This is a genomic window from Vreelandella sulfidaeris Esulfide1, assembly GCF_054072535.1.
Genome location: NZ_CM133364.1, coordinates 3,592,293 through 3,618,688 on the forward strand (window position 1 = coordinate 3,592,293; position 26,396 = coordinate 3,618,688).

At 57.2% G+C, this 26,396-nt stretch carries 23 protein-coding genes; 10 read left to right on the forward strand and 13 right to left on the reverse strand.

The window, feature by feature from the left end; genetic code table 11:
- Positions 1–22: 22 nt before the first annotated feature.
- The 4 genes from araH to ACW44H_RS16745 all read right to left on the reverse strand — a co-directional run bounded on the left by araH (position 23) and on the right by ACW44H_RS16745 (position 4,887).
- A complete protein-coding gene (araH, locus tag ACW44H_RS16730; protein ID WP_113269429.1) occupies positions 23–1,033 on the reverse strand; it encodes an L-arabinose ABC transporter permease AraH in 1,011 nt (336 codons plus the stop codon).
- 47 nt (positions 1,034–1,080) lie between these two features.
- Complete coding sequence (gene araG / locus ACW44H_RS16735) at positions 1,081–2,574, reverse strand: L-arabinose ABC transporter ATP-binding protein AraG (RefSeq protein WP_457505668.1); 1,494 nt, start codon at positions 2,572–2,574, stop codon at positions 1,081–1,083.
- A gap of 35 nt (positions 2,575–2,609) precedes the next feature.
- Complete coding sequence (locus ACW44H_RS16740; protein WP_457505669.1) at positions 2,610–3,605, reverse strand: arabinose ABC transporter substrate-binding protein; 996 nt, start codon at positions 3,603–3,605, stop codon at positions 2,610–2,612.
- Positions 3,606–3,675: 70 nt separating this feature from the next.
- Positions 3,676–4,887 (reverse strand): aldose epimerase family protein, encoded by a 1,212-nt coding sequence (locus tag ACW44H_RS16745; protein ID WP_457505670.1) that lies wholly within the window; start codon positions 4,885–4,887, stop codon positions 3,676–3,678.
- Between the two features lie 168 nt (positions 4,888–5,055).
- Here ACW44H_RS16745 and ACW44H_RS16750 point away from each other — a divergent pair, with 168 nt between their 5' ends.
- The 3 genes from ACW44H_RS16750 to ACW44H_RS16760 all read left to right on the forward strand — a co-directional run bounded on the left by ACW44H_RS16750 (position 5,056) and on the right by ACW44H_RS16760 (position 8,776).
- Positions 5,056–5,997: a LysR substrate-binding domain-containing protein gene (locus ACW44H_RS16750; RefSeq protein ID WP_457505671.1), complete on the forward strand. Its 942-nt coding sequence runs from the start codon at positions 5,056–5,058 to the stop codon at positions 5,995–5,997.
- 161 nt (positions 5,998–6,158) lie between these two features.
- Positions 6,159–7,157, forward strand: coding sequence for an AraD1 family protein (gene araD1, locus ACW44H_RS16755; protein ID WP_457505672.1), 999 nt, complete (start codon positions 6,159–6,161; stop codon positions 7,155–7,157).
- Between the two features lie 44 nt (positions 7,158–7,201).
- On the forward strand, positions 7,202–8,776 hold the full coding sequence (locus ACW44H_RS16760; RefSeq protein WP_457505673.1) for an aldehyde dehydrogenase (NADP(+)): 1,575 nt from the start codon (positions 7,202–7,204) through the stop codon (positions 8,774–8,776).
- 18 nt (positions 8,777–8,794) lie between these two features.
- Here ACW44H_RS16760 and ACW44H_RS16765 read toward each other — a convergent pair whose 3' ends face one another.
- Genes ACW44H_RS16765 through ACW44H_RS16780 form a run of 4 tightly spaced genes read right to left on the reverse strand, consistent with a single transcriptional unit; the run spans position 8,795 to position 13,305 of the window.
- Positions 8,795–9,721: a Gfo/Idh/MocA family protein gene (locus ACW44H_RS16765; protein ID WP_457505674.1), complete on the reverse strand. Its 927-nt coding sequence runs from the start codon at positions 9,719–9,721 to the stop codon at positions 8,795–8,797.
- Between the two features lie 34 nt (positions 9,722–9,755).
- Entirely contained in the window at positions 9,756–10,526 is a 771-nt protein-coding gene (locus tag ACW44H_RS16770) for a FadR/GntR family transcriptional regulator (protein WP_457505675.1), read from the reverse strand.
- A gap of 31 nt (positions 10,527–10,557) precedes the next feature.
- Entirely contained in the window at positions 10,558–11,502 is a 945-nt protein-coding gene (locus ACW44H_RS16775; RefSeq protein ID WP_457505676.1) for a DMT family transporter, read from the reverse strand.
- Positions 11,503–13,305, reverse strand: a complete 1,803-nt coding sequence (locus ACW44H_RS16780; RefSeq protein ID WP_457505677.1) for an IlvD/Edd family dehydratase — start codon at positions 13,303–13,305, stop codon at positions 11,503–11,505. It lies immediately after the preceding gene.
- 262 nt (positions 13,306–13,567) lie between these two features.
- Between ACW44H_RS16780 and ACW44H_RS16785 the strand changes: the two genes are divergently transcribed.
- The 7 genes from ACW44H_RS16785 to ACW44H_RS16815 all read left to right on the forward strand — a co-directional run bounded on the left by ACW44H_RS16785 (position 13,568) and on the right by ACW44H_RS16815 (position 21,274).
- Positions 13,568–14,644, forward strand: coding sequence for a TRAP transporter substrate-binding protein (locus ACW44H_RS16785; protein WP_457505678.1), 1,077 nt, complete (start codon positions 13,568–13,570; stop codon positions 14,642–14,644).
- Between the two features lie 108 nt (positions 14,645–14,752).
- Positions 14,753–15,346 (forward strand): TRAP transporter small permease, encoded by a 594-nt coding sequence (locus ACW44H_RS16790; RefSeq protein WP_113269417.1) that lies wholly within the window; start codon positions 14,753–14,755, stop codon positions 15,344–15,346.
- 3 nt (positions 15,347–15,349) lie between these two features.
- Entirely contained in the window at positions 15,350–16,633 is a 1,284-nt protein-coding gene (locus ACW44H_RS16795) for a TRAP transporter large permease (RefSeq protein WP_457505679.1), read from the forward strand.
- Between the two features lie 294 nt (positions 16,634–16,927).
- Positions 16,928–17,677, forward strand: a complete 750-nt coding sequence (locus ACW44H_RS16800; RefSeq protein WP_457505680.1) for an SDR family oxidoreductase — start codon at positions 16,928–16,930, stop codon at positions 17,675–17,677.
- A gap of 42 nt (positions 17,678–17,719) precedes the next feature.
- Positions 17,720–18,571, forward strand: coding sequence for a fumarylacetoacetate hydrolase family protein (locus tag ACW44H_RS16805; RefSeq protein WP_457505681.1), 852 nt, complete (start codon positions 17,720–17,722; stop codon positions 18,569–18,571).
- Between the two features lie 14 nt (positions 18,572–18,585).
- Positions 18,586–19,659: a zinc-binding alcohol dehydrogenase family protein gene (locus ACW44H_RS16810; RefSeq protein ID WP_457505682.1), complete on the forward strand. Its 1,074-nt coding sequence runs from the start codon at positions 18,586–18,588 to the stop codon at positions 19,657–19,659.
- Complete coding sequence (locus tag ACW44H_RS16815) at positions 19,637–21,274, forward strand: UxaA family hydrolase (protein ID WP_457505683.1); 1,638 nt, start codon at positions 19,637–19,639, stop codon at positions 21,272–21,274. Before ACW44H_RS16810 ends, ACW44H_RS16815 begins: the two co-directional genes overlap by 23 nt.
- A 17-nt stretch (positions 21,275–21,291) precedes the next feature.
- Here ACW44H_RS16815 and nanR read toward each other — a convergent pair whose 3' ends face one another.
- From nanR to ACW44H_RS16840, 5 genes are all read right to left on the reverse strand, one after another.
- Entirely contained in the window at positions 21,292–22,017 is a 726-nt protein-coding gene (gene nanR, locus ACW44H_RS16820) for a transcriptional regulator NanR (protein WP_457505684.1), read from the reverse strand.
- A gap of 76 nt (positions 22,018–22,093) precedes the next feature.
- Positions 22,094–23,170 (reverse strand): Ldh family oxidoreductase, encoded by a 1,077-nt coding sequence (locus ACW44H_RS16825; protein ID WP_457505685.1) that lies wholly within the window; start codon positions 23,168–23,170, stop codon positions 22,094–22,096.
- A 16-nt stretch (positions 23,171–23,186) separates the two neighbouring features.
- On the reverse strand, positions 23,187–24,566 hold the full coding sequence (locus ACW44H_RS16830) for a TRAP transporter large permease (RefSeq protein ID WP_113269409.1): 1,380 nt from the start codon (positions 24,564–24,566) through the stop codon (positions 23,187–23,189).
- Positions 24,567–24,616: 50 nt separating this feature from the next.
- Positions 24,617–25,153, reverse strand: a complete 537-nt coding sequence (locus tag ACW44H_RS16835) for a TRAP transporter small permease (protein ID WP_457505686.1) — start codon at positions 25,151–25,153, stop codon at positions 24,617–24,619.
- A gap of 105 nt (positions 25,154–25,258) precedes the next feature.
- Entirely contained in the window at positions 25,259–26,260 is a 1,002-nt protein-coding gene (locus ACW44H_RS16840) for a sialic acid TRAP transporter substrate-binding protein SiaP (protein ID WP_113269407.1), read from the reverse strand.
- Between the last annotated feature and the right edge of the window lie 136 nt (positions 26,261–26,396).

Below are 26,396 nucleotides of genomic sequence, written 5' to 3' on the forward strand. Positions count from 1 at the left end.
AAAAGGGGGAACGGTTTAAGCGTCAGGCCCGCTGACGGCGGGTCTGTTTCCAACGGTCAAACATCACCGCCAGCAGCAGAATCGCACCACGCACCAGGTATTGGTAAAAGGTCGGCACGTTGAGCAGGCCCATGGCGTTCTGCACGCAGCCCATAATCAGCACACCGACCACCACGCCGGTAATGGTGGCCACACCGCCGGATAGCGCCACGCCGCCCAGCACACAGGCGGAGATCACCGCCAGCTCCAGGCCCATGGAGGTATTGGGATCGCCTAACCCCATGCGCGATGCCAGCAGCACGCCGACCACACCGGCCACAACACCCTGCAGTCCGAAGACGATAATTTTGAGACGGCGGACATTAACCCCCGCTAATGAAGCAGCTTCCGAATTACCGCCTGTGGCCAGCACATTGCGCCCGAAAGAGGTCATATTGAGTACTACGCCAAAAATGACAAAACAGGCCAACATGGTCCACACCGGTAACGTCAGGCCTAGAAATGAAGCGCTCCCCAAGTCGAAGAAGCCCGGCACGGTAATCATGACGGCGTCACCACCGGAGGTGATGTAGGCAAGCCCACGGACGAATTCCATCGCGGCCAGGGTCGCAATCAGTGAATTAATGCCGAACTTGGCAATCACCAGGCCATTGAAAGCACCTACCGCACCGCCTGCCACAACGCCACCAATAACACCGATAAAAACGCTACCGGTACTGGAGGTCACCACCGCCGCAACTACCCCCGCAAAGGCCACGATGGAAGCCACCGAAAGATCCACCTCGCCCAGGGCGAGTACTAGCATCATGGTGGTCGCCAAGCTGCCGATCAGCGTGATCGAGAGCAGGAGCCCGACCATATTTCGCCCGGTCAGAAAGTCAGGAATGAGTACTGCTAACGCCACAAACAACAGCAAGAAAACGGCAATTAGTCCTGAGGTGTCGAGCAGCGTACGCAGCGGTTTGATGAGCCCCTGGCGCCCCGCTGGGCGTGCAGGCGTGGTATCGCCTTGGGTTACATTGTTGGTTGTCATAGTGTTTGTCCTGAACCTGTCTCTTAAAAAAGTACTGAAAAACCGACTTAGGCGGGTAGCGCCAACCCCAGCAGGCGCTCCGGGGTGGCCGACTCACGCGGCACCACTTCCACCAGCTCTCCGTCACGCATCACGGCAATGCGGTCGCAAATCGAGCTGACCTCGGCCAGGTCACTAGAGATCACCACAACGCTTTTGCCTTGTTCAGCCAAGTCGTAGAGCAGCGAGTAAATATCCCGCCGCGCACCGACATCAATACCTCGGGTCGGCTCGTCCATCACAAATAGATCGATCTCCTCGGCAAGCCAGCGGGCCAGAATCACCTTTTGCTGGTTGCCGCCGGAAAGTTTGCCGATCGGCGTGCGCGGGCCCGGCGTTTTAACACTGAGTTGCTGGATATACGACTCGGCGTTGCGCCGCTCGCGCCCCGGATGGCGGAAAATCCCCCAGCGTTTGAAGAAACGCCGACAGCTGATATTGAGGTTGTCGGCCACGCTGGCCACTGGGAAGATCCCCTGGGATTTTCGGTCCTCTGGGCACATGGCAATACCGGCACGAATCGCCTCGGCGGGGCTTTTAAAACGTCGTGTTTCACCGTTAAAGTGAACACTGCCTGCCTTCGGGGACTCGACCCCGCACACCAGCCGCAACAGCTCACTACGCCCCGCACCCACCAACCCAAACAGACCGAACACTTCGCCCCGTTTAACGGAGAAACTCACCGGCGCGTTGAGCCCTCGCCCCTGAATTCCTTCGACGTTCAGGATCACATCGCCATGATCACGAGCGCGATAGCCGTAGACATCGTCAATATCGCGGCCAACCATTTCACTTACTAAAAGATCATGATTTAGCTCGGACATGTCCTCGTGGGTTCGGATGTGCTGGCCATCACGGAAAATAGTGACCGCATCGCACATCTCGAACACCTCTTCCATGCGGTGGGTGACGTAGAGCACCACCCGGCCTTCGTCACGCAGTCGTTTGACGATGCGCTTAAGCTGGCGAATTTCCTGAATCGAGAGACTGCTGGTGGGTTCATCGAAGGCAATAACCTTGGCGTCACGCAACAGCGCGCGACCAATTTCGATCATTTGCTGTTGGCCGATAGAGAGGTCGCGCACCTTGGTCGAGGGATGGATCTCCCCCTCACCCAGATCGGCCAGTATTGCCAGTGCTTTCTCGCGCAACTGACGGCGGTTTACAAATCCCCCCCGTGTGGGCAGCTGCCCTAGCAGCAGGTTTTCGGCCACCGACATATTGGGTGAGAGCGTCAGCTCCTGATAGATAATCGCGATCCCCTCGCGCAGCGCCTCCCGAGCGTTGTTAAAGACATGGCGCCGCCCATCGATCCAGAGTGCACCTTCGGCAACCCGGTTAACGCCGCTAAGCACTTTGAGCAGGGTGGATTTACCTGCGCCGTTCTCGCCCATCAGCGCATGCACTTGGCCGGCGTGAGCCGCAAAGCTCACGCCATCCAACGCACGAACGCCGGGGAAAACGACGCTAATCGCATCGAAACGTAGATAAGCATCAGACATGATTCAACTCCGGCAGACGTGACAGGCCCAACGCCTTATAGACCCAGCTCTTCACGCACTTCTTGCCAGTTATCCCGGGTCATCAGCGTGCCAGATGTTTCAGTATTGGCCGGTGGCTCTTCACCTTCGCTAATCCAGCGGTAGAGATCTTCGGCTGTTTGGCGGCCATGCATCGTAGAACTCACTGCCACGGTGCCATGGAAACCAGTGGGGTTATCGCGTGAGAACTCCGCAAAGGCAGCGCCGGAGCCGTTAATGCCTACCCCAATCACATCCTCGGGTGCTAAGCCGTACTGTTCGGTAGCCCGCACGCCGCCGAGTACACTCTCTTCATTAAGGGCGTAGATCACCCAATGCTCGTAATCGCCGTGCTGGGAAAGCACCGGCGACGCGGCTGAAAAAGCCCCGCTGGTGTCGGTGCTCTGCTGGGGCGCGTCAAAAATATTTTCTTCAGAGAAGCCCGATGCCAGCAGCGCCTCGGTGGCGCCATCGGTACGCTCAACGGCGGTAGGTAATTCATTATTGGTAATGCGCAGTGCGGCAACCTCTTCGGGATTCCAACCGCGTGCTTCCATTTCAGCGGCAATGGCTTCGCCTACCTGCTGGCCAATCTTGGTACCCGACATCCCCAGGTGCGGCACGCCTTCCATCGGTTCACCGCTTGAGGTCACAAACTGGTCATCCACGGTGACGACTTTCATACCGTACTGCTCGGCACGGTTCATGATCGCGGGCCCTAGGCGTACATCCGGTGGGCAGATCACAAACCCTTCGGCACCTTGGGAGTAGAGGTTATCAATCGCGCTGAGTACTTCCTGGCCGTCTTCGCCACCCAGGCGCACGACTTCAAAGCCAAGCTCTTCACCGGCTGCCGTGGCCGCTTCCTGTTCATTGATAAACCACGCTTGCTCGGGTTTCTTGACGATAAAGCCAATCTTCACTTCATCTTCCTGCGCCTGAACGGACCCCAGCGAGGCCAGCATAATCGCGCTACCAAGTGCTAAACGGGTAAACGTTGTCGTCAATTTCATTGTTATACTCCTGCGATTTGTAGCGTTGTTTTTATTGATAATTAGTTTTTTATTACAAGCTTACTGGGCGTTATGAATCAAAATCCTGTTGCGCAGAAAAGCGGTAAACCGTGCGTGAGCGATACGTCTCGTCCGGCTCCAAAATCGTGCTAGGAAACGCCTCCTGATTGGGGGAGTCGGGGTAGTGCTGGGTTTCTAATGCAAAGCCGGAGCGATGTTCGTAGGCTTGGCCCTGCTTACCAGTCAGGCTGCCATCAAGGAAATTACCGGAATAGAACTGGATGCCTGGCTCGGTAGTGGAAACTTCCAGCATGCGGCCACTCTGCGGCTCCCATACCTTAGCGGCCAATACCAGCTCACCCTGCGCGGCCTCTTCGCGGTTAAGTACAAAGTTGTGGTCATAACCGCCTCCGAAATCGAGCTGCTCGTTATCCTGCTCAATCCGTTCACCGATGGCGGTCGCCTGGGTAAAGTCGAACGGTGTACCTTCCACCGAGCGGATCTCGCCGGTGGGAATCAGTGACTCGTTTACCGGGGTGAATGCCGAGGCATTAATCATCAACTGATGGTCGAGAATGCTGTCGCTGCCCTCGCCTTTAAGGTTGAAGTAACTGTGCTGGGTGAGGTTGACCGGTGTCGCCTTGTCAGTCACAGCCCGGTAATCAACCATCAGTTCGTCATTATCGGTCAGCGTATAGGTGACTTCGGTCTCCAACTTACCGGGGTAGCCCTCTTCGCCATCCTCGCTGGTGTAACGCAGCACAAGGCCCGTGCCTTCATCATTCTCGAACGGTTCGGCCTGCCACAGCACTTTATCGAAACCCTGATCGCCACCGTGCAGATGATTGCTACCATCGTTGGTGGCCAGTGAGTAAGTGTCGCCATTGAGCGAGAACTGACCACCCGCGATGCGATTGCCGTAGCGCCCAATGATGGCGCCGAAATAGGGGTTGGCCTGACGGTACTCTTCAGAGAGGTAGGCCTCCAGGGAGTCAAAACCCAGTACGATGTCGTCGAACTCACCCGCGACATTGGGGGTTTTCAGCGACACGATGATACCGCCGTAGTTGATCACCCGCAGTTCAACGCCATTGCTGTTGGTAAACTGGTAGACATCGACCTGACGGCCATCCGGCAGATGGCCAAACACCGACGTCTGGATGCTGTCAGCGGTTTCAGAGTCATTCTGCGCTTGCGCTGGGCTTACCATTAGCATCGCGGCAATAGCACTGAGCAGCAATGGCGACCCACTTCTTAATACTTGGCTGTACATGAGAGGCATGAGCATTCTCCTGGAGACATACTTTTGTTGTTAGTGGAGGCTGTTAAGCCAGCATCCTTAACGCCAATACACTCCCTACAGTAGAGAAATCCGTCATAACCAACCAATATACAAACGCATCACTATCGATATACTTCTAAGTATCAATAACAAAACAAGGCTTATCCCATGGGCGTTCTCGGCGAGAACTGGTTTCTAGACGTGCGACTAAAGTTGCGCCATTTTCAGCTATTTTTAGCTCTGGACGAGCAGCGCAATCTGCATCGTGCCGCTTCCCAGCTCAATATGAGCCAGCCCGCTGCGTCAAAGCTACTGAGCGACCTGGAAGCCAATCTAGGCATTCGTTTATTTGAACGACACCCACGCGGGCTAACCCCTAACTGGTACGGCGAGATTATGATTCGCCACGCCCACAGCATGCTCTCGGCCTTACATCATACCGGTGAAGAGTTGAACGCGCTTAGCGCGGGCAGTGCAGGCACGGTGGCAGTGGGCACGGTAATGGCGCCAGCAGTAACGCTACTGACCAGCGCGATTGAGCGTGTGCATCGAGACCGGCCAGGGCTAAAGATCAGCGTTGATGTGGATGTCAGCAAAGTGTTGGTGCCGCGCTTATTGGAAGGCGAGCTGGATTTTGCGATCACACGCATTCCAGCAGGCATCGATGCCGAACGCTTTGTATTTGAGGAGATTGGTGAGGAAGAGTTGTGTTTTGTATGCCGCAAGGGGCATCCATTAGCGGACAAAACGCCGCTGAGTCTAGCGGATATGGCAGCCTACCCCTGGTCACTGCAGCCCACCGGTGCACTGATGCGCCAGCGGGTGGATAGCCTGTTTCTGCACCATCAGGTCGTGCCGCCGCGCCAGATCGTCGATGCTGCGGACCTGCTGCTATCGCTAGCGCTAGTCGATAAATCAGACACCATTACGGTCACCACCCGGGAAGTTGCTGACCTGCTCTGCCCACCGCAGCGGTTTCATTTGTTGCCCTTCAGCGAAACGCTCAGCGTTCAACCTTATGGGCTGGTCAGTCTGCGCCACCAGCGCCTCTCGCCCGGCGCCGCTGTATTGATGAGCACACTGCGGGAAATTATTGCGCAGGGCGCTTAGCGAGCAATAGACGCTAGGAAATAAGACCCGTTTTATTAACCAGCCATACAAAAGTTTATGTTGAACAATTTATTTAAATGTTCAACATTAGATGCTCTATGTGTTCTCAAAATTATTTTGTCTAACTCCCTTCTCATAACAATAAGTGTTAGGAATAGCCTATGCGTCTGATTCAGTGTGACCACCAGGGCCAGGTCCACGCCGCCCTGGTCGAGAGCGAAGAGCAGGTTAGGCTGCTCGACTGCGATACCTATACGTTAGCCAACCGTGCCATTAGTGCTGGCCAACCGATGAGCGACGCGATAACCGCCGCAATGACCGACACCCGCCTCGACTATCAAGCGTTAGTAGACGATAAGCGCTTGCTGCCGCCACTGACCCATCCCGACCCAGCTCATTGTCTGGTTACCGGCACAGGCCTTACCCATTTGGGCAGCGCCGACACCCGTTCGGCCATGCACGCTCAGTCTCAAAAACAGGCCCAAGCGGCTGAAGAAGACATGACCGACTCCATGCGCATGTTCAAGCTAGGCGTGGAAGGCGGCAAACCCAACGCGGGCGAGATGGGTGCGCAGCCTGAATGGTTCTACAAAGGCGATGGCCAGTGCGTGATGGCGCCGGAGGCAGAAATCCCCTCGCCGGCATTCGCGCAAGATGCTGGCGAGGAGCCCGAGCTTGCCGGCCTTTACGTTATTGGCGAGGAGGGTCTACCCTGGAGAGTCGGGTATGCGATTGGTAACGAGTTTTCTGACCATGTCACCGAGCGCTTCAATTACCTATGGCTGGCTCACTCCAAGCTCCGCGCCTGCAGTTTTGGCCCCGAGCTGTTGATTGGCGAGCTTCCGGCCCATTTAGAAGGCACCAGCTCTATTCAGCGCAATGGCGAGACCTTATGGAAGAAGCCTTTTTTGACCGGCGAAGCCAACATGGCCCATAGCTTGGCCAACCTTGAATATCATCACTTTAAATACTCTGGCTTCCGACGCCCTGGCGATGTCCACGTGCACTTTTTCGGCACTGCTACGCTAAGCTTTGCTGACAATATTAAGGTACGCGAAGGCGACCGCTTTGAGATATGTATTAACGAGTTCGGTCGCCCTCTGCGTAATTCGCTCCGGATAGAAACAGATACACCCGCGGTCACCGTTAAAGCGCTCTAACGCAAGTAAATCAGCGAAAGTAAATCAAGCCAGCAGGAGGATGTATGACTCTGGAAGGTAAATTACTGATTGGTCAGCAGGCCATCAGCGGCCAACAGGCCGACATTCAAGCCGTTAACCCCGCCACTGGCGAAACGCTTAGCCCCGCCTACCCGGGTGGCAGCAAAGCCGAGGTTGAGCAGGCCTGCGCGCTAGCCGAAGCAGCCTTTGATAGCTATCGCGAAACCGGCTTAGAGGCGCGGGCCACATTCCTTGAAACCATTGCCGCTGAAATCGAAGGGATCGGTGATGAGCTGGTTGAGCGTGCTATGGCCGAAACCGGTTTGCCCCGCCCGCGCCTAGAAGGCGAACGGGGTCGCACCTGTGGCCAGTTGCGGCTGTTCGCCTCGGTCGTACGCGCCGGGGAGTGGTTAGATGTGCGCATCGATCCGGCCATGCCCGATCGTGAGCCGCTACCCCGTGCCGACCTGCGCCAGCGCCATATTGGGCTGGGCCCGGTAGCTGTGTTTGGTGCTAGCAACTTCCCGCTCGCCTTCAGTGTGGCCGGTGGCGATACTGCCTCTGCCCTAGCCGCAGGCTGCCCTGTGGTCGTCAAAGGCCACTCTGCCCACCCCGGCACTTCCGAGCTGGTCGGTCGCGCTATTCAGCGTGCCGTTGCCAAATGTGATCTGCCAGAGGGCGTCTTTTCACTGCTGTTCGGTTCTGGCAAAGAGATCGGTCAGGCACTGGTAGCCGACCCGCGCATTCAAGCCGTTGGCTTTACCGGTTCGCGCAGCGGTGGCACGGCCTTGATGGCCACTGCCCAGGCACGGCCGCAACCGATCCCAGTATATGCCGAAATGAGTTCGATCAACCCGGTGTTTCTGCTGCCCGAAGCGCTCAAGGCGCGTGGCAAGGAGATTGCTGAAGGGTTTGTCGGCTCGCTCAACATGGGCGCTGGGCAGTTCTGCACTAACCCCGGGCTGGTCATTGCGGTGGAAGGTCCGGAGCTGGATGCCTTTGTGGAGGCCGCTGGTGCAGGCGTTAAGGGTAGCGCAGGCCAAACCATGCTCACGCCGGGCATTCATGACGCTTACCAGCAGGGCATGGGTCGGCTCGCCAGCCACGACAAGGTCACCGAGGTCGCCCGTGGTCAGGCAGGTGAGACAGCTCACCCCTGCCAAGCGGGGCTGTTCGTTACCCAGGCAGACGCTTTCCTGAGTGATCCCACGTTACAGGAAGAAGTGTTCGGCTCAACTTCTCTGGTCATCGCCTGTGCCGATGACCAGGAAGTGGCCCGTGTGGCGGCTCAGCTGGAAGGCCAGCTCACCATTACGCTGCAGATGGATGACGCTGACTTGGCGACGGCTAAGCAATTGATGCCAACGCTGGAGCGCAAAGCAGGACGCATCCTGGCCAACGGTTGGCCGACGGGTGTAGAAGTATGTCACGCCATGGTTCACGGCGGCCCTTATCCGGCGACGTCGGATTCACGCACCACCTCGGTGGGCAGCGCGGCGATCTTCCGCTTCCTGCGCCCGGTGTGCTACCAAGCGCTACCAGAGGGTCTCCTGCCCGAGGCGATTCGTGACGGCAACCCGGCGGGCGTATCACGCCTGGTCGATGGCAAGCGTGAATAAACGAACGTCGCTCGAGCGTTACTCAACGAAAGCGTCGGTGGTTTCACGATGACCGTATAGAAATGCATCGGCGACCTGGCGCAGCGGGGCAACATCTACCTCGCTGCGCTTATTTGCGATTAGCTCGGCAAAACGTGCATAGAGGCCTTGATACTCGCGCTCTTCGGCTTCCATTATAACTTCGTCATTGATCACCAGACGACAGCCACCGTTTGTAAGGCTCAAACGACCTTCATCGGTTTCGATATGCATATCCCAGGTGGGCGGCCCGCTCTGGCGGAAGTCGAAATCTGCCGCAATGACCGCTCCTTTAGGGTCGGTAAATGCCAGTTCCGCCGCAATCGGCGTTTGCGCATTGCTCGGCACCAGCAGCCGCGCCCGTTGCAGAAAAAACGGCTGAGGGAGAATAGCCGTGGCAATCGACAGCGCATTAATACCAGGATCAAAAACACCCATGCCACCCGGCTGCCAAATCCATGCCTGCCCTGGATGCCATACCCGTACGTCCTCCTTCCACTCAATCTCAACCCGCTGCACCTGACGCTCTTTTAACCACTGCTGTGCCTGGGCCACGCCGGGGGCAAACCGTGAGTGCCAAGCGGCAAACAGACTAACGCCCTGTTTCTCAGCGCAGTCAATCAAGTCTTCCACTTCGCTTAATGTCGCCCCAGGCGGCTTTTCCAGTAGCACATGCTTGCCGCGCACCAGTGCCGCCCGTGCCTGGGAGTAGCGCAGATGGGTCGGCGTACAGATCGCTACCGCAGTAATTTCAGGGTGGGCGTCGAGCATCGCCTCCAGGCTTTGATAAGCGGGAAGATCCGACAGTGAGGCGTGGGGATCCGCCGTGGCGATAAGGTTACAGCTCTGGGTGGCGGCAATGGCGGGAAGGTGCTGGTCGCGGACGATTTTACCCACGCCCACCAAGCCGAGGTTGAAGTCAGACATACGCTTGCCTTTGTTATTGACCATTGAAATAGGGTTATGGAGCAGTGTGGGGCAACTCAATGCTGCGCCCTAATGAGCTGAAGCTGTGCTCAAGCCCCAACGCTGCGGCAGTGCCTGCCAACACCGCTTGGGAGGCTAAAAATGCCTCCCGAGGACGGCGCAGGCGTATGCTCTCCATCAATTGACGATGGCGCTCCAGGCTCTCTTCGGGGTCTACGGCATTCTCGTTGGACATGGAAACCAGCAGGAAAATAGAAGGACGCAGGATATGCGATAGCTGTGCCCAGACGATATTGTGCGTTGCTTTAAAAATCGCCTCGTGGAAGGCAACGTCACACTCGCTATGCAGCCGCCGTTCCTCCTCGCAGGTGGCGTTACGTAGATTCTGCCCCAGCCCTTCAAAGGCCTCTTCGATGGCGACTAAATCACGTGCTTTGGCGCGCTTGGCGGCAGTCATCGCCACATAGGGTTCTACATCCAGGCGAAAGGCGAGAATCTCGCGCTGGATTTCCGGGTTAGGCGCCGCATAGCGGGTCAACCAATCGGTCACCTGAACGTCAAGAATATGCCACTCGGAGTATTCGCGCACTTTGGAACCGTGGCCGGAGATACGCTCGATAATGCCTGCTTCAACCAACTGGCGCAGGTCGCTACGCACCGCTGAGCGGTTAATAGAAAAACGTTCGCATAGATCCATTTCACGCGGCACTAAGTCACCGGGATGATAGCGCCCACCGAAGATTTCCTCGGCGAGATGTTCGGCGATACTGGGGCGAGCTACTGGCTTACTGGGAGATGACGTCACTACGATAAGACCCTATTTCGATTCCTGACAATCATACCGTACTTGACCGGTCTGCTGTTATCGACGGCGCAGTTGACACGCTGGCACGCTGCCGCATTTCTAGTCGCCGTTCGTAGAGCCCTTTGACCAGTAAAGTACCCAGAACCAAACTACCGCCGATCAGCGCCACAGGCGCGGGTTGCTCACCCAAAATCCACCAAGCTAATAGCGTGCCCACCACCACTTCAAGCAATAATAGGAGGCCCACTTCCGCAGAGGGTAGGTAGAGCGGCCCGCGCTGCAGCAGCGTTACGCCGCAGGGTACAATAATCAGACAGAGTAGAATCACCACAGCAAGCTGGTTGGCTGCTGGCAGGGACGGCTCGCTTCCTGCAAGCCAAAACAACCCAGCGGTGCTGCCGACAATAATGCCGTTAAACACTAGCATCGGGCTCATATCCACACCTGGCCGCGTGCGGCAGAGCGTGAAATTAATCGCCAGGGTGGTCGCCGCCATCAAGGCAAAGGCGTTGCCTACCCATGATCCAGCACCCGCATCATCCAGGGCGATCATCGCAATACCAACCATGCAGAGCCAAATCGCCAGCCAAGTACGCCGGGGCAAACGCTCTTTGAGGATAATCCAGGAGAGCACAGCGGCGATAATCGGCGAACTGGCCAGGATCATCAGCACATTGCCCGCCTTGGTGTATTGATTGCCAAGCACAAAGCCGCAGGTCGTCAGACTGAACAAAAGCGCCACGGCGATACCGGTCCAGCCGCAGCGACGATAGGCTCCCAGGGTGCCTCGGCCATAGCGCAACAGGGCGATTAGCAAAAAGCCCAGCGCGGAGAGAAAACCGCGCCACATTAGTATCTCCGCATCGGGTAAGTCGGTCACCTTAATCAGCAAGGCATCCGGCGCCATGATGATCGCGCCACCACCGGTCAACAGCAAACCCTGCTGCCGATGGGACAAGGCACTCCAACGGCTCATTTAATGATTGTCCCTGGGCGTATGCCTGCGGGCCACATCGCGATATTTAGTTGCTGGCTCTAACGTCATCCCGCGGTCCAGCGGCTCAACCATACTACGCTGGATCTCCTGCCAAGGCGTCTGGTGGCCGGGGTAACGGTACCCCCCCCGCTCTGCCAAACGTTCACGGCGCATTTCCAGCTCAGCGGCGTCAATTAGCAGCTGCACCTCGCCACGCTTAAGGTCAACCCGCAGCCGGTCGCCGCTTTCAAGCAGCCCCAGACCGCCGCCCGTAGCAGCTTCAGGGGAGGCGTTGAGAATCGACGGTGAGCCAGACGTGCCCGATTGACGGCCATCGCCCAGACACGGCAGTGATTCGATGCCCTGTTTGATTAACGCCTCCGGCGGCTGCATATTGACCACCTCTGCACCGCCAGGGTGGCCGACCGGCCCTGCCCCGCGCATTACAAGAATGGTGCGCGCATCGATGTTAAGTGACGGGTCATCAATACGGGCGTGATAATCCTCCGAGCCATCAAACACCGCCACTTTACCTTCAAAGGCTTCAGGGTCATTGGGGTCATTCAGGAAGCGCTCGCGGAAATCTCTTGAGATCACGCTGGTTTTCATCAATGCCGAATCGAACAGGTTGCCCTTGAGATTGAGGAAGCCTGCGTGCTCGACCAGCGGATCGCCGTAACGACAAATCACATCAGTGTCCTTTGTTTCCCGACCCTGCAGATTATCGCCCAGCGAATGGCCGTTGACCGTCAGTGCATCGCTGTGAAGCTTGCCTGCCGTTTGTAGTTCATGAAGGATCGCGGGCACACCGCCAGCACGGTGAAACTCTTCACAAAGGAAAGCACCGGCAGGCATCACGTTGGCCAGCAGCGGTATTTCGTGGCCTAAGCGCTGCCAGTCATCATTATTCATCTCGATGCCCGCATGACGTGCAATCGCGTTGATATGTACCGGCGCGTTGGATGAGCCGCCCAGCGCCGAGCACGCCACAATGGCGTTTTCAAACGCTTCACGGGTCAGAATATCTAGCGGGCGCAGGTCTTCCCAGACCATATCGACAATCCTTGTTCCGGTGTCATAGGCCGCCATCGCACGCTCTTTATAGGGTGCCGGTATCACCGCCGAACCGGGCAGGCTCATACCCAGCACTTCCGCCATCGAGTTCATGGTGGACGCCGTCCCCATGGTATTGCAGTGGCCTATCGACGGCGCTGAATCACTCGCGCGAGACAGGAACTCGGCGTAGTCGATATCGCCCGCTGCCAGGCGCTTGCGTAGTTCCCAGATAATCGTACCCGAGCCTACCCGCTCGGTACCGCGCCAGCCGTTAAGCATTGGTCCGCCGGAAAGCACAATGGCAGGAATATTGACTGTTGCCGCCGCCATGAGTGCAGCAGGGGTGGTTTTATCGCAGCCGGTGGTCAATACCACGCCGTCTAGCGGATAGCCGTGCAGCACTTCCACGATGCCCAAGTAGGCGAGGTTGCGATCCAGCGCAGCAGTAGGCCGCCGCACATTTTCATGGATAGGGTGCATAGGGAATTCAAACGGCACGCCACCTGCAGCGCGAATGCCGTCTTTAACTCGCTTAACCAACTCAATGTGGTGGCGATTGCAGGGAGTTAAATCAGACCCTGACTGGCAAATACCAATAATCGGCTTACCACTGGTCAGTTCATCCAGCGTAATGCCGTAATTAAGATAGCGCTCAATGCACAGCGCTGTCGTACCAGGATGATCTGCATTATCGAACCAGTAGCGCGAACGCAACTGCTCAGGCGTTATTCGCTTAAAATTGGCCATGGTGTCACTCCACGCCTAGAGTAAAGATTGAACGAATTAATCAGGAAGATTGGTCACGACGTTACGCTGTCTCAACTTCGACGTCGATACATACAAAAGTATATGTTGAACATACAGCGAAAACGTTAGACATTCATCTAAGGCTTGTGGTGCTCATTTCTTTATTGAGTACTGCTTACACAACAACAATAGCAACCACGCTGTAGCTCGCTTGGAAGATACTCTTCAAAGCAGCCTGCAGCACGCCAGGAGAGTGACGACTATGCATTATCTTTTGAAGCGTACCCTGTTAGTGACCGGCGCCACGCTGTTCAGCTCAGGTATGGTTTATGCACAAACGCCTGATCTATCCGATCCCCCCGAGATTGACGGCGCCACCGTAGAAGACCACGGCAGTGTCACCTTACGAATGGGGCTTGGTTTGGCTGAAAGCTCGCCACAATACATTTCTAGCCGATATTTTGCGGACATTCTTAACCATCGCACCGAAGGGCGCATCAACGTTCACATCTTCCCCAACAGCCAGCTCGGCGACGATGTGCAGATGATGGAAATGCTGCAGACCGGCACGCTGGATATGACGTACCCCTCTTCCTCCCCCGCGACCGGCTACGTCGAAGAGCTGGCTGTTTTCGACTTACCCTTCCTGTTACCCACCCGGGAAGCGGCCATTGAAGCCATGCGCAGCGATGCCGCCCAGGAGATGCTCGACGCGTTTGACGGTACTGGCCTGAAAGCCCTGGCGTTCTCTGAAAACGGCTTCCGCCAGCTCTCCAATAGCGTCAGGGAAGTCACTTCGCCAGAAGATGTGGCGGGCATGGATGTTCGCGGCCTGTCGATTCGTACCATGGAAAACCCGGTGCACTTGGCCATTTGGGAAGCACTCGGTGCTAACCCAACCCCAATGGCATTTGGTGAGCTGTTTTCTGCCATGGAACAAGGTGTCGTCGATGGCCAGGAAAACCCCTGGAGTACCATTCTAACCTCCAACTTCTATGAGGTTCAGGACTACGGCTCCGAAACACGGCATGTTTATACGCCCTTTATCAAGATGATCTCTGAACGTACCTGGGATAGCCTCGCCCCCGAGTATCAGGAGCTTGTACAGGAAGCCGCCCTGCAGGCAGCGGATTACGAAATCCAGCTTTCAGCTGAGTATGACGACTGGGCGCGTGAGCAACTTGAAGAGCGAGGCATGCAAATTACCCGTCTTGATGACGAGCAGATTGCCGCCTTCCAAGAGGCAGTGCAGCCGGTTTACGACGAGTGGGCCCCACGCATTGGCGAAGACTTAGTGGCTGAATTCCAACAGATTGCTGAATCATCTAAAACGGAATAAGCAGCACGCAGCAGCTGTTCGGCTTTCGGCTACTTAGCTTTCGTTGACTAAATCAGGCAAGAGGCAAGCGCCTCTTGCCTTCTCGTCACTCGTCTTTGGGGAGAACCCATGACCACACCCGACACGCAACTCCCTGATACCGCGTCTTTTTTTGAGGATCCCCAGCGCCAGCCGCTGGAGATTGACACCGAACAGCGCCGCGGCCCTGTTGTGTTTCGTTGGTTAACGTTGGCCATGGAGCACGTGATAGCGGCACTGCTGGTGGCGCTAATCGTCTCGGTGTCGGCCAATGTGGTCGGCCGCGCCCTTTTCAATAACTCAGTGCCCTGGGCCGATGAGCTGGCCCGCATGCTGTTTATCTGGCTAATTTTTATTGGTGCTGCGGCGGCTTTCGCCCGCTATGAGCATATCGCCGTGGACATTCTGGTTCGCCGACTCAAGCCGCGGGCCGCCCATATGCTGTATTTGCTTCAACACATCATTATTACTGTGTTAATGGGCGTCATCATCTGGGGTGGTTTTATCGTGATGTCCCGTGCAACAAGCCGCACCGCGATACTTAATGTGCCCTGGAACCTCGTCAACGTTTCCTTCGTTCTCTGCGCGTGCTTTATTGCGGCTGTGGCTATTTGGCGTGCCTGGCAGAGCATTCAACAAATACGTTCACCCCATGTGACACCGAACGCCGATGGAGGCCGCTAGATCATGCTATGGATCTTCCTAGGTATTCTTTTTGCCTCGCTGGCACTTGGCCTACCCATTGCCTTTGGCCTGGGCATTGCCGCCGTGGTAATGGCGTTGCTCTCTGATATTCCGTTATCGATTCTGATTGAGCAGTCGATTCGCGGGGTCAATAGTTTTCCGCTGCTGGCGATTCCGTTCTTTATTCTGGTCGGTGAAGTGATGAGCAACGGTGGCATCGCCCGCCGGCTGATGGAGCTGGCGGGCGCCTTGGTAGGCTTCGTGCGCGGCGGTCTGGGCCAGGTGGCGATTACCGGTTCGATGTTCTTCGGTGGCATTAGCGGTTCGGCCGTGGCAGACACCGCCGCGACTGGGGCGATGATGATTCCCTCCATGACCAAGCAGGGCTACACGGCACCCCAGGCGACGGCGATCAATACTGTTTCGTCGGTCATCGGCATTATTATTCCGCCCTCAATCCCACTGATTCTTTTTGGCATTGTGACCGAGACATCGATTAGTCGCTTGTTCATTGCCGGCATTGTGCCAGGCATCCTGATCGGTTTTGGTCTAATGGCAACAACCTTCATTATGGCCACCATCGGCCATGCCGGTCAGACCCGTAAGTTCCGCTTTGATGTATTGTGGCAAGCGTTTAAAGCCGCTTGGCTTGCGCTGGTACTCCCAGTGATCGTCATCGGCGGTATCATCGGCGGCGTTTTTACCGCCACCGAAGCCGCCGTGGCGGCACTGCTTTATTCGCTGTTTATCTCTCTAGTCGTTTACCGCGAATTTAAGATCACTGCGCTCTGGGGAATGCTGATCCGTACTGCCCGCTTAACCGGTATGGTCTTGCTGCTACTGGCCTTTGCCACCGTTATCGCCTGGTTTTTGACCATTAATATGGTGCCTCAAACGCTGGTTACCCAAGTGCAGGCGATCACCCAAGACCCGTTCCTGCTACTGTTAATCGTTGCGGGCTTACTGCTGCTGGTAGGGTTTGTGATGGATTTGACGCCTGCCATGGTGATTATGGCGCCGATGCTGACCCCCATTGTGACGTCGGTCGGCGTCGACCCGGTCTACTTTGGTGTATTGATGGCCTTTATTCTTGGCATTGGCCTTTTGACGCCGCCCGTGGGCACCTGCCTTTACGTTGGCTGCGGGGTCGGCAAAGTCTCAATGGAGCAACTAGTGAAAGCCATGCTGCCCTACTACGCCACCTTGCTGGTGGTGCTGGTCATCCTGATCGCATTTCCCGGTATTGTGACCTGGCTACCTGATCTCACCGCCGTGCGTGGCAACTGAAGGTTTTTGCAACGCTAGCAACGAGAGCCCCCATCGACGCACTCTAAACTTTCGTTATCCGGTACGCATAAGGGACGGCTTCGGTCGCTCCTTTTTGCGTTTCATAGCGCATCACCATAGTGCCTCACACAATGTTGGCAACTCCCAACAACTAGGCCATACTCAGCTAAACATCACCCTAGCATCCTGTCATACCATATGATGTTTCATGCTTGTCGCGCGTCATCATCGGATCAACAACATTTCCTGATCAATAACAGTACCTGATCAATAACAAGAGCACCGGGAACCGCCATGCGACTCAACAACAAGACGGCCTTGATCACCGCCGCAGGCCAGGGGATTGGTCGGGCCACCGCCTTGCGCTTCGCCGCTGAAGGCGCGCAGGTCATTGCTACCGATATCAACACCCAGAGCTTGGCCGAACTGGCCGATACCCCTGGCATCACCGCACGCCGGCTCGATGTGCTGGACACCGCCGCCATCGAGGCGCTGGCGCACGAGATTGGCGCCGTCGACATCCTCTTCAACTGCGCCGGCTACGTGGCCAACGGTTCGCTGCTGGATGGCAGCGACGAAGACTGGGAGCTGTCGCTGTCACTCAATGTAATGGCGATGATGCGCCTGATTCGCGCCTTGCTGCCGGCCATGCTCGACAATAACGGCGGCAGCATCATCAATATGGCCTCAGTAGCATCGAGCCTTAAAGGCGTCCCTAACCGCTGCGCCTACGGCACCACCAAGGCCGCGGTGCTCGGCCTGACCAAGTCGGTGGCTGCCGACTACATCAGCCAGGGAATTCGCTGCAACGCCATCTGTCCCGGCACCGTGGACTCGCCCTCGCTGCGCCAGCGCATTAGTGAACAAGCCAAACGGCAGGGACGAAACGAAGACGATGTCTACGCCGAGTTTATCGCCAGGCAGCCTCAGGGGCGCCTGGGCAGCCCGGAAGAAATAGCCGCCCTTGCCACCTATCTGGCCGCCGATGAGTCCGCTTACACCACCGGTACCGCCCAGATCATCGATGGTGGCTGGCTGATCTGATCCCATGCACGTCGAAATACAAGACAACCAAGGAACCGACTGATGAAACTGCTACGCTTTGGCCCGCACAGCCATGAAAAGCCCGGGCTGTTAGATAACAACGGGATAATCCGCGACCTCTCAGCCCATGTCACCGACCTGGCCGGTGAATACCTTGACCGTCGCATCCTCGAAGGGCTGGCGGCACTGGATGCTGAAAGCCTGCCAGAGGTGCCCGCTGACACCCGCATCGCCCCCTGTGTGGCGGGCGTGGGCAAGTTCATCTGCATTGGCCTGAACTACTCCGACCATGCCGCCGAGACTGGCGCACAGGTTCCCCCGGAGCCGGTGATCTTCAACAAATGGACCAGCGCCATCTGCGGCCCGAATGACGACGTCATCATTCCCCGCAACTCAAAGAAGACCGACTGGGAAGTAGAGCTTGGCGTGGTGATCGGCAAGGCCGGACGCTACATCGACGAAGCCGATGCTATGCAGCATGTCGCTGGTTTCTGCGTGGTCAACGATGTCTCCGAGCGTGAGTTCCAGCTCGAACGCAGCGGTACCTGGGACAAGGGCAAGGGCTGCGATACCTTCGGCCCGCTGGGCCCCTGGCTGGTCACCCCGGACGAGGTAGCCGACCCTCATCAGCTCGACATGTGGCTTGAGGTGGATGGCAAGCGCTACCAGGATGGCAACACCCGTACCATGGTTTATCAAATCCCCTTTCTGATCAGCTACCTGAGCCGCTTCATGAGCCTGCAGCCGGGCGATGTGATCTCCACCGGCACACCGCCCGGTGTCGGCATGGGTCAACAACCGCCGGTTTACCTCAAGCCGGGCCAGCGCATGCGCCTCGGTATTGAAGGGCTTGGCGAGCAGCACCAGACCGTCGTTGCCGACCAGAAGCGCTGAGCCAGGAGAGCGAGATGCGAACCGTCGTATGTGCTGAACCGGGTCACATGACACTAGAGCAGCGTGATTCCCCGAGCTGTGGCGCGGAAGAAGCGCTGCTACGTATTCGCCGTATTGGGGTGTGTGGTACCGATATTCACGCCTATGGCGGTAATCAACCCTACTTTAGCTATCCTCGCGTACTCGGCCATGAACTAGCCGGCGAGATCGTCGAGGTGGGTAGCGAGGGTGATCCCGACCTGGTCGGGAAGCGCGCCTACGTGATTCCCTATCTGCACTGCGGTGAATGCCGCGCCTGTCGCCACGGGCGCACCAATTGCTGCCAGCGGATGCAGGTGATTGGCGTCCACCGTGATGGCGGTATGTGCGACACCCTGGCGGTGCCCCTCGATCATTTAGTAGTGTCCGATACCCTTGCACTTGATCAGCTGGCGCTGGTCGAGTGCATGGCCATTGGCGCCCATGCGGTGCACCGCAGCGAACTTGCCACTGGCGAACTCGCTGTAGTGTGCGGCGCCGGGCCCATCGGCATGGGGGTGGCTCAAATCGCTCGTGAGCGCGGAGCCCAGGTGGTAGTGATCGACACCAATCCTGAGCGGCTGGCGTTCTGTCGTGAAAAGCTTGGTATCACACTGACCTTGAACCCCAACGAGGATGATATCGACACCGCCCTGAAGGGCTTGAGCGACGGCGAGCTCGCCGATGTGGTGTTCGATGCCACCGGCAATCCCGCCGCAATGCAGGCCGGGTTTGACCTGGTGGGGCACGCCGGGCGCTACGTATTGGTGAGTATCGTCAAGGCCGACATCAGCTTTAGCGATCCCGACTTTCACCGCAAGGAGCTAACCCTGCTGGCTAGTCGTAACGCCACTCGCGCCGACTTCGACCAAGTAATCCAACTGATGGAAAGCGGTCGCCTAAAGGCTGATGCGATGATCACCCACCGTGCAGAACTGGCCGATGTGCCCGAGCACATGCCCGCTTGGTGCACGCCAGCCACCGGCGTGGTCAAGGCGATGATCGAACTCGACAATCCCCTAGACAACCCACACCAGGAGCCTCGTCATGAACCAGACCATTGCCAGTGACAGCGGCCAGCTGGATACTCTGCGCGTGCATGCCGCCGACAATGTTCGTGTTGCCCTGAAGGATCTGCCCGCAGGCACCCTTATCATCGACAACGGCCAACACATCACCCTCACCGAGGCGATCCGCCACAAGCACAAATTCACGCTTGCAGCCTTTGAACCCGGCGATACCGTGATCATGTACGGGGTCACCGTAGGCCGCGCGACCCGTCCCATCGCCCAAGGGGCCGCCATCACTACCGACAATATCGAGCACAGCACTGCCAGCACCACACCTCAGGCGAAACGCGGCAACTGGCAGGCGCCTGACGTTGCGCATTTTCAGGGTGCTACCTTCGATGGTTATCACCGCCCTGACGGCCAAGTCGGCACCGCCAACGTATGGCTTGTCGTTCCACTGGTGTTCTGTGAGAACCGTAACATTGAGGTGCTGCGCCAGTGCGTTGCCGACGCCCTGGGCGAAGACCCTTTCCGCGACTACAAGCAGCTTGCCCGTGAACTGCTGCATGGCGATGCCGGCGAGCCGTCACCGCCCCTCCGTGAACGCCTGTTTCCCAATGTCGACGGCGTACGGTTTCTAACCCATACCCTCGGCTGCGGCGGCACGGACGACGATGCCCAGGCGCTCTGCCAACTACTTGCCGGGTATATCTGCCACCCCAATGTGGCTGGCGCGACGGTACTGAGCCTTGGCTGCCAGAAAGCGCAGATCGACATGATCAAGGCAGCGGTAGAGGCGCGCGACCCCAAGGGGCTCCGTCCTGTCCACTATCTTGAGCAACAGGCAAGTCTCAGCGAGCAAGCGCTGATACGCGAATCGCTGACCACCATCTTCGACGGGCTGGCCATGGCCAACCAAGTAGAACGCACGCCCGCGCCGCTATCGAAGCTCAGGATCGGCGTGGAATGCGGTGGCTCGGATGGCTTTTCGGGGCTTTCGGCCAACCCGCTGGTCGGCGCGGTGATCGACCGCTTAGTGGCGCTGGGCGGCAGCGGTATCCTCAGCGAATTTCCGGAACTGTGTGGCGTGGAGCACGAGCTAATCGCCCGCTGCAGTGACGATGCCGTGGCCGAGCGCTTCAGCGAGCTGATGGCGGCTTATCAGCGTCACGCGGCGCTAGTTGGCGCGGATTTCTCGATGAACCCGTCGCCCGGCAACATTCGTGATGGCTTGATAACCGATGCCATGAAATCCGCGGGAGCAGCCAAGAAAGGCGGTGATAGCCCAGTGGTCGATGTGCTCGACTACACCGAGCCACAGACCCGCGCAGGGCTGAGCCTGCTGTGCACCCCAGGCAATGACGTCGAGTCCACTACTGCACTTGCCGGTTCCGGCGCCAACCTGATCATGTTTACCACGGGGCTTGGCACACCGACGGGCAACCCGGTCACGCCAGTACTTAAGATCGCCAGCAACAGCACGCTTGCCACGCGCATGAGCGACGTCATCGACTTCGATGCCGGTCCAATCATTCGCGGTGAGGTAGAGATCGGCGCGCTGGCCGATCGCTTGCTCGAGATGTGCATTGAGACAGCGTCCGGGCGTTACCGGCCGCGTGCGGTGTCGCTTGCCCAGTACGACTTCATTCCCTGGAAGCGTGGCGTGTCGCTATAGCCTCACAACACCACGGATCACTCGGGCGCCGGCGCGAGGCGCTGCTTGAGCTGCATGTAGGTGCCATAGTGACGGTCCAGATGACGTCGCATCGCCGCTTCAGCAGCGTCCGGGTCACGTGACTCAATGGCTTCGACAATTTCGGTGTGCGCGGCGGTGGCGGCCCTGCCCTCGTCTTTCTGTTGCAGCACCTGGGCACGTCGATCATCCAGCCACTCCGAAAGCGCCACATGGATGGCATCGAAAATCGGGTTTTGGCCGATGCTTGCCAGCACCCCGTGGAAGTCATTGTCGGAGCGTTTGAAGCGCGCCTCGTCGCCGATCGCGTCTCGATTGTCGGCAAGCGCCAGACGCAGCCGCGCTAGGTCTTCTTCACTGGCACTGCGCGCGGCATAGCGCGCCAGCGATATCTCGAACATAGCACGCGCTTCCTGGAAGTACTGCTGACCATCGGGTTTAGAAAGCAGTTGCCGGGTGACCCCGGAAAGCCGCGCCATCACCGCCTCGGCAGTAGGGCGAATAACCCTCGCGCGAGTACCGCTATTAATGGCAATCAAGCCAAGCTGTTGGAGGTGAAACAGCGCTTCACGTACCGCCGGCCTGCCGACACCAAACTGTTCCATCAACTCTCTTTCTGACGGCAGTTGATCATTTTCACTCAGCCGCCCCTCGAGAATCTCCGCTTCGAGCTGTTCGGCGACCTGTTCGGATAGCGTTTTACGCTCGATCCGGTATCTGCTCATAGGCAGTCACCCTTAGTTAACCTGAAATTGGCCGCCATTTTACTGCATTTCTTATCAATATCCTTCATCCAACCCTTCAATCGAGTCGAGTGAGCGGCGCTATCTGATACTTTTCAGCGATCTCGACATAGGCCAATTGATTAGCAGAATCGAGCGGGATCCCCTCTGCATCGCGTTTGGCCTGGCAGCGCCACTCCCGGTCCCCCGGCGCCATTACCCTGGCATTGGGGGAAGCGGGCTGAGCACGTAGATCAGCTAAGTAGTCAGCCATCCCCTTGGCAAACGTGCCCTCCTCTACAAACGCATCAGGTTTCATGGCGAGGAAAAAATGCCCGACGCCGCGTGGTGTCGACATATCCGGCCCGCCCATGGGAAGCAGCTTAAAGCCGTGTTGCATGCCCGACAGCGTCGAACTCAGCACCTCAACCATGCCGCCCAGTCCCGCGCCTTTAAAACCAAAGTCACTGCCGCCCAATGGCAACAGCGCGGCGATCTCACTAGGATTTCGGCTCACCTCACCGGCAGCATTGGCCGCGACTTGATCCGGCAGCTCGCGGCCAATGGCACCGTACTGCTGAACGCGATTCCAAGGAACCGAGCTAGTGGCCATATCCAGCAGGTAAGGCTGTTCGCCCGCGACAGGCGCCGCAAAAGCGATAGGATTGGTGCCGTGAAAGGGTTTAGCGCCATCGTGTAACAGCACAAAGGGGTCCGAGTTACAGAACGCCATACCGAGATACCCGCGCTCCGCTGCCGCTAATGCATAGCACCCTGCCGCCCCAAAGTGGGATGAATTACCCACCGCAACAGCCCCCATACCGACTTCCTCCGCCATCGCCAAGGCGTGCTCCATCGCTGAATAACCCGCCAAGTGCCCCAAACCATCATCGGCATCTAAAAAGCCCGTAGCCGCTAAGCGCTGATGAAAAACCATGTTAGGAGCGCCCTTGATGCGCCCGCCCTTGAGCGCCTGTAAATAGTGGGGCAGCAAGCGTAGCCCGTGGCTATCGGTACCCATTCGTGAGGCGGTGACCAGCGCGCGGGTTACTGCCTCTGCTGACGCCTGGTCAGCGCCCGCCACTGCTAGCGCTGCGCCCATAAAGCGTTCCAGATCCTCTCGATCGACGCTAAAATCCTGCTTGGGATCAGTCATAAGTTGATCTTTCCTCTCAACGGTAAAGCAGCGTGGGCAGCCACAGCGAGATGGCCGGTATGAAAGTGACCAACAACAGCGCGATCACCAGCGGCACCAGAAACGGCAGCGTGCCGCGCATGCACTTCTCGAAAGAGATGCCGGAGACCCGTGACAGCACATAAAGCACCATCCCCACTGGTGGAGTTAACAAACCAATCATCAGGTTGAGCACCATGATCACACCGAAGTGAACCGGATCGACACCGGCAGTGACCGCTACGGGCAATAACACCGGCACCAAGATGGTGATCGCCGCGATGGTCTCCATAAAGCAGCCCACCACAATCAGCACCAAATTTATGATGATCAGCGTGGCGATTGGGTTGTCAGCGAATGGCCCGAGCAGAGTCACCACGTGTTGCGTGACCTGGTTGCTGGTGAGTATCCAGGCAAATATAGAGGCACCGGCAACGATGAGCAGGATGACCGCCGTGGTCTCGATGGTTTCCATGCTGACCTTGAGCAAGCGGCGCCAAGTCAGGCTGCGATAGACGACGCCACCCAATACCAGCGCGTACACCACCGCAGCGATGGCCGCTTCTGTGGGCGTAAAGGCGCCGCTCATGATACCGCCGACGATAATGACCGGGGTTAGAAGCGATAGAAAGGCACGCTTGAAGGTATAGCCGAGCACCGGGAGTGAGAACACCGCGTCACGGGTGTAACCGCGCCGCCGAGAAATGATCGTGATCATTGCCATCAGCACTAGGCCCATCAATAGACCAGGCACCAAGCCTGCAACAAACAGCTGGCCCACTGAAACCGACGCCATCACGCCGTATATCACCATCGGCAGGCTAGGCGGAATGATGGGGCCGATAGTCGAAGACGCCGCGGTGATACCGACCGAAAACTCTTCGTCGTAACCGGCATCTTTCATGGCTTTGATTTCGATGGTACCAAGCCCACCAGCATCGGCTACCGCTGCGCCAGACATACCGGAAAAGACAATACTAGCGCCCACATTGACGTGCCCCAGGCCGCCGCGCATCCAACCCATCAGCGCCTTGGCAAAATCGAAGATACGCGAGGTAATACCGCCGTTGTTCATTAGGTTACCGGCAAGAATGAAGAACGGAATCGCCAGCAGCGGAAAACTATCGATGCCATTAATCATACGGTGCACTACCACGACATCGGGCACTCTGCCGGTCAGCAGTATATAGAGCAGGCATGAACCAGCGAGGCTAATGGCGATAGGCACCCCCATTACCAATAGCGTGAACAGCGCCGCGAACAGAAACAGTAGGTAGTGTTGTGTCACGGCCAGCGCTATGCAGCCAAGTATCGCGACCGCCGCGATCAGCGGCGCAACCATGGCGCCACTGCGCCGCATGGACAAAATGTTGGGCATGGGTGTGATCTCCGGGAGACTATCGTTTTGACGATTTATTCTTGGCTGATTTATTCTTGGCTATTAAGCAGCTCATGAGATCCCGTGCGCCAGTGTCGAATCGCTACCTGAACACCTCTCACCAGCATCAAGATGAAGCCCAACATAACCAGGTAGTAGAGCCAGCTTTTAGGAATGTCCACCGACACCATCATCGCACTGGTACGATCGGCCAGCTTGTAGGTGATCCAGATCATGATGGAGAAAAAGGCGATATTAATCAGATCCACTAGCGTCGCCATCAACCGCCCAAGCCACATCGGCATGTAGCGATAGAAGAATTCCACGGCAATGTGCGACCCCTTGCGCACGGCCATGGTGCTACCCAGAAAGCCCACCATCACTAGCAGGTAGCGCGCCATCTCTTCAGTCCAGGCGATGGAATTGCCGAGCACATAGCGACTAAAGAACTGTAGAAAGACATCCAGAGCGAGAAGCCAGAAAATTCCCAGTGTTAGGAAATCCTCAATGGCGTACTCATGGATATCGAAGGAGTCGTCGTCGAGGCCAGCGAAGCTGGTCTCGTTAGTGGCATCGTGTTGGTTCATAGAAGGTTCCCAGTCGCCCCACCCAAACTGAGGGTGGGGCGAGTCGTGGCCTACGAAAGCAGCGTCAGGATAAGAAGAGGCCTTAGAAGGACCGGCCTCCCAGCGTTATTGTCCGATGGCCTGCAGGCGATCATAGGTTTCCTGGTCCCAGGTCGCGGCCTCGCCGTTATGGGCAGGTATTGTGGCCTCGCGGAAGGGTTCAATATCCACTTCATTGACCGTCACGCCCTGTTCTTCGAACCAAGCCACCAACTCCTCCTCGGATGCCAGGATATCCTGGGTGATACGCTCGCCAGCTTCGGTGTAGACCTCACGGAAAATCTCGCGGTCTTCTTCAGAGAGCCGATTCCATAGCGGCCCACCGGCGATAGTGATCAACGAATCGGTGATGTGCCCGGTCAGGTTGATATAGTCCTGCACCTCATGAAACGCCTTGGCGCGAATGGTCGGCAGCGGATTCTCTTGGGCATCCACCACACCTTGCTGCAGTGCTAGATAAACTTCGGAGAAAGCGATCGGTGTTGGGTTGGCCCCCACCGCTTCGGGGAACATCATGTACATCGGCGCGTTCGGCGTACGGATTTTCAGGTCCTGCATATCCTCCGGCGTATTGATCGGTTCGTTGGAGGTCACGTGGCGACGACCATAGTAATTCATGGCTAGCGGTACGTTACCGGTTTCATCCTGGTAGCCCTGGGCGATTTCCTCGAACAGATCACTGTCTGCGTAGGCCTGCCAATGATCAAAATCACGGAACATATAAGGCGCGCCAGCGATGCCCACCGGGCCGTAGAAACGACCGGCGAATTGGTTGCCGGTGTAGATCAGATCAACCGTGCCAAGTTGCAGACCTTCGTTAATATCCGACTCCTTACCCAGCGACGATGCCGCGTGAACACTGATTGAGTAACGGCCGTCGGTACGTTCCTCAATTTCATCTGCTGCCCACAGTGCCCATTCATGGTAGGGCTCAGACGTCTCGTAGACGTGGGCGAAGTTGAGTTCTTCTTGCGCATGCACAGCACCAGTCACTGAGAGACCGCCAGCGATAAGTGTGGCAGTCAGCAGGTAAGGCATATTGCGGTGGTGTTGGCGTTTATGGCTCATCGTGTACTCCTCACAACCATTGGATTTGTTGTTGGTTTTTGTGATTTTCTGCGGTTTATTGTGATGTTTTGGTTATTATGTAAGCGGCGACAGCCAGCATAACTTATCGTCTAGCTGTATACGTATCATACCACCT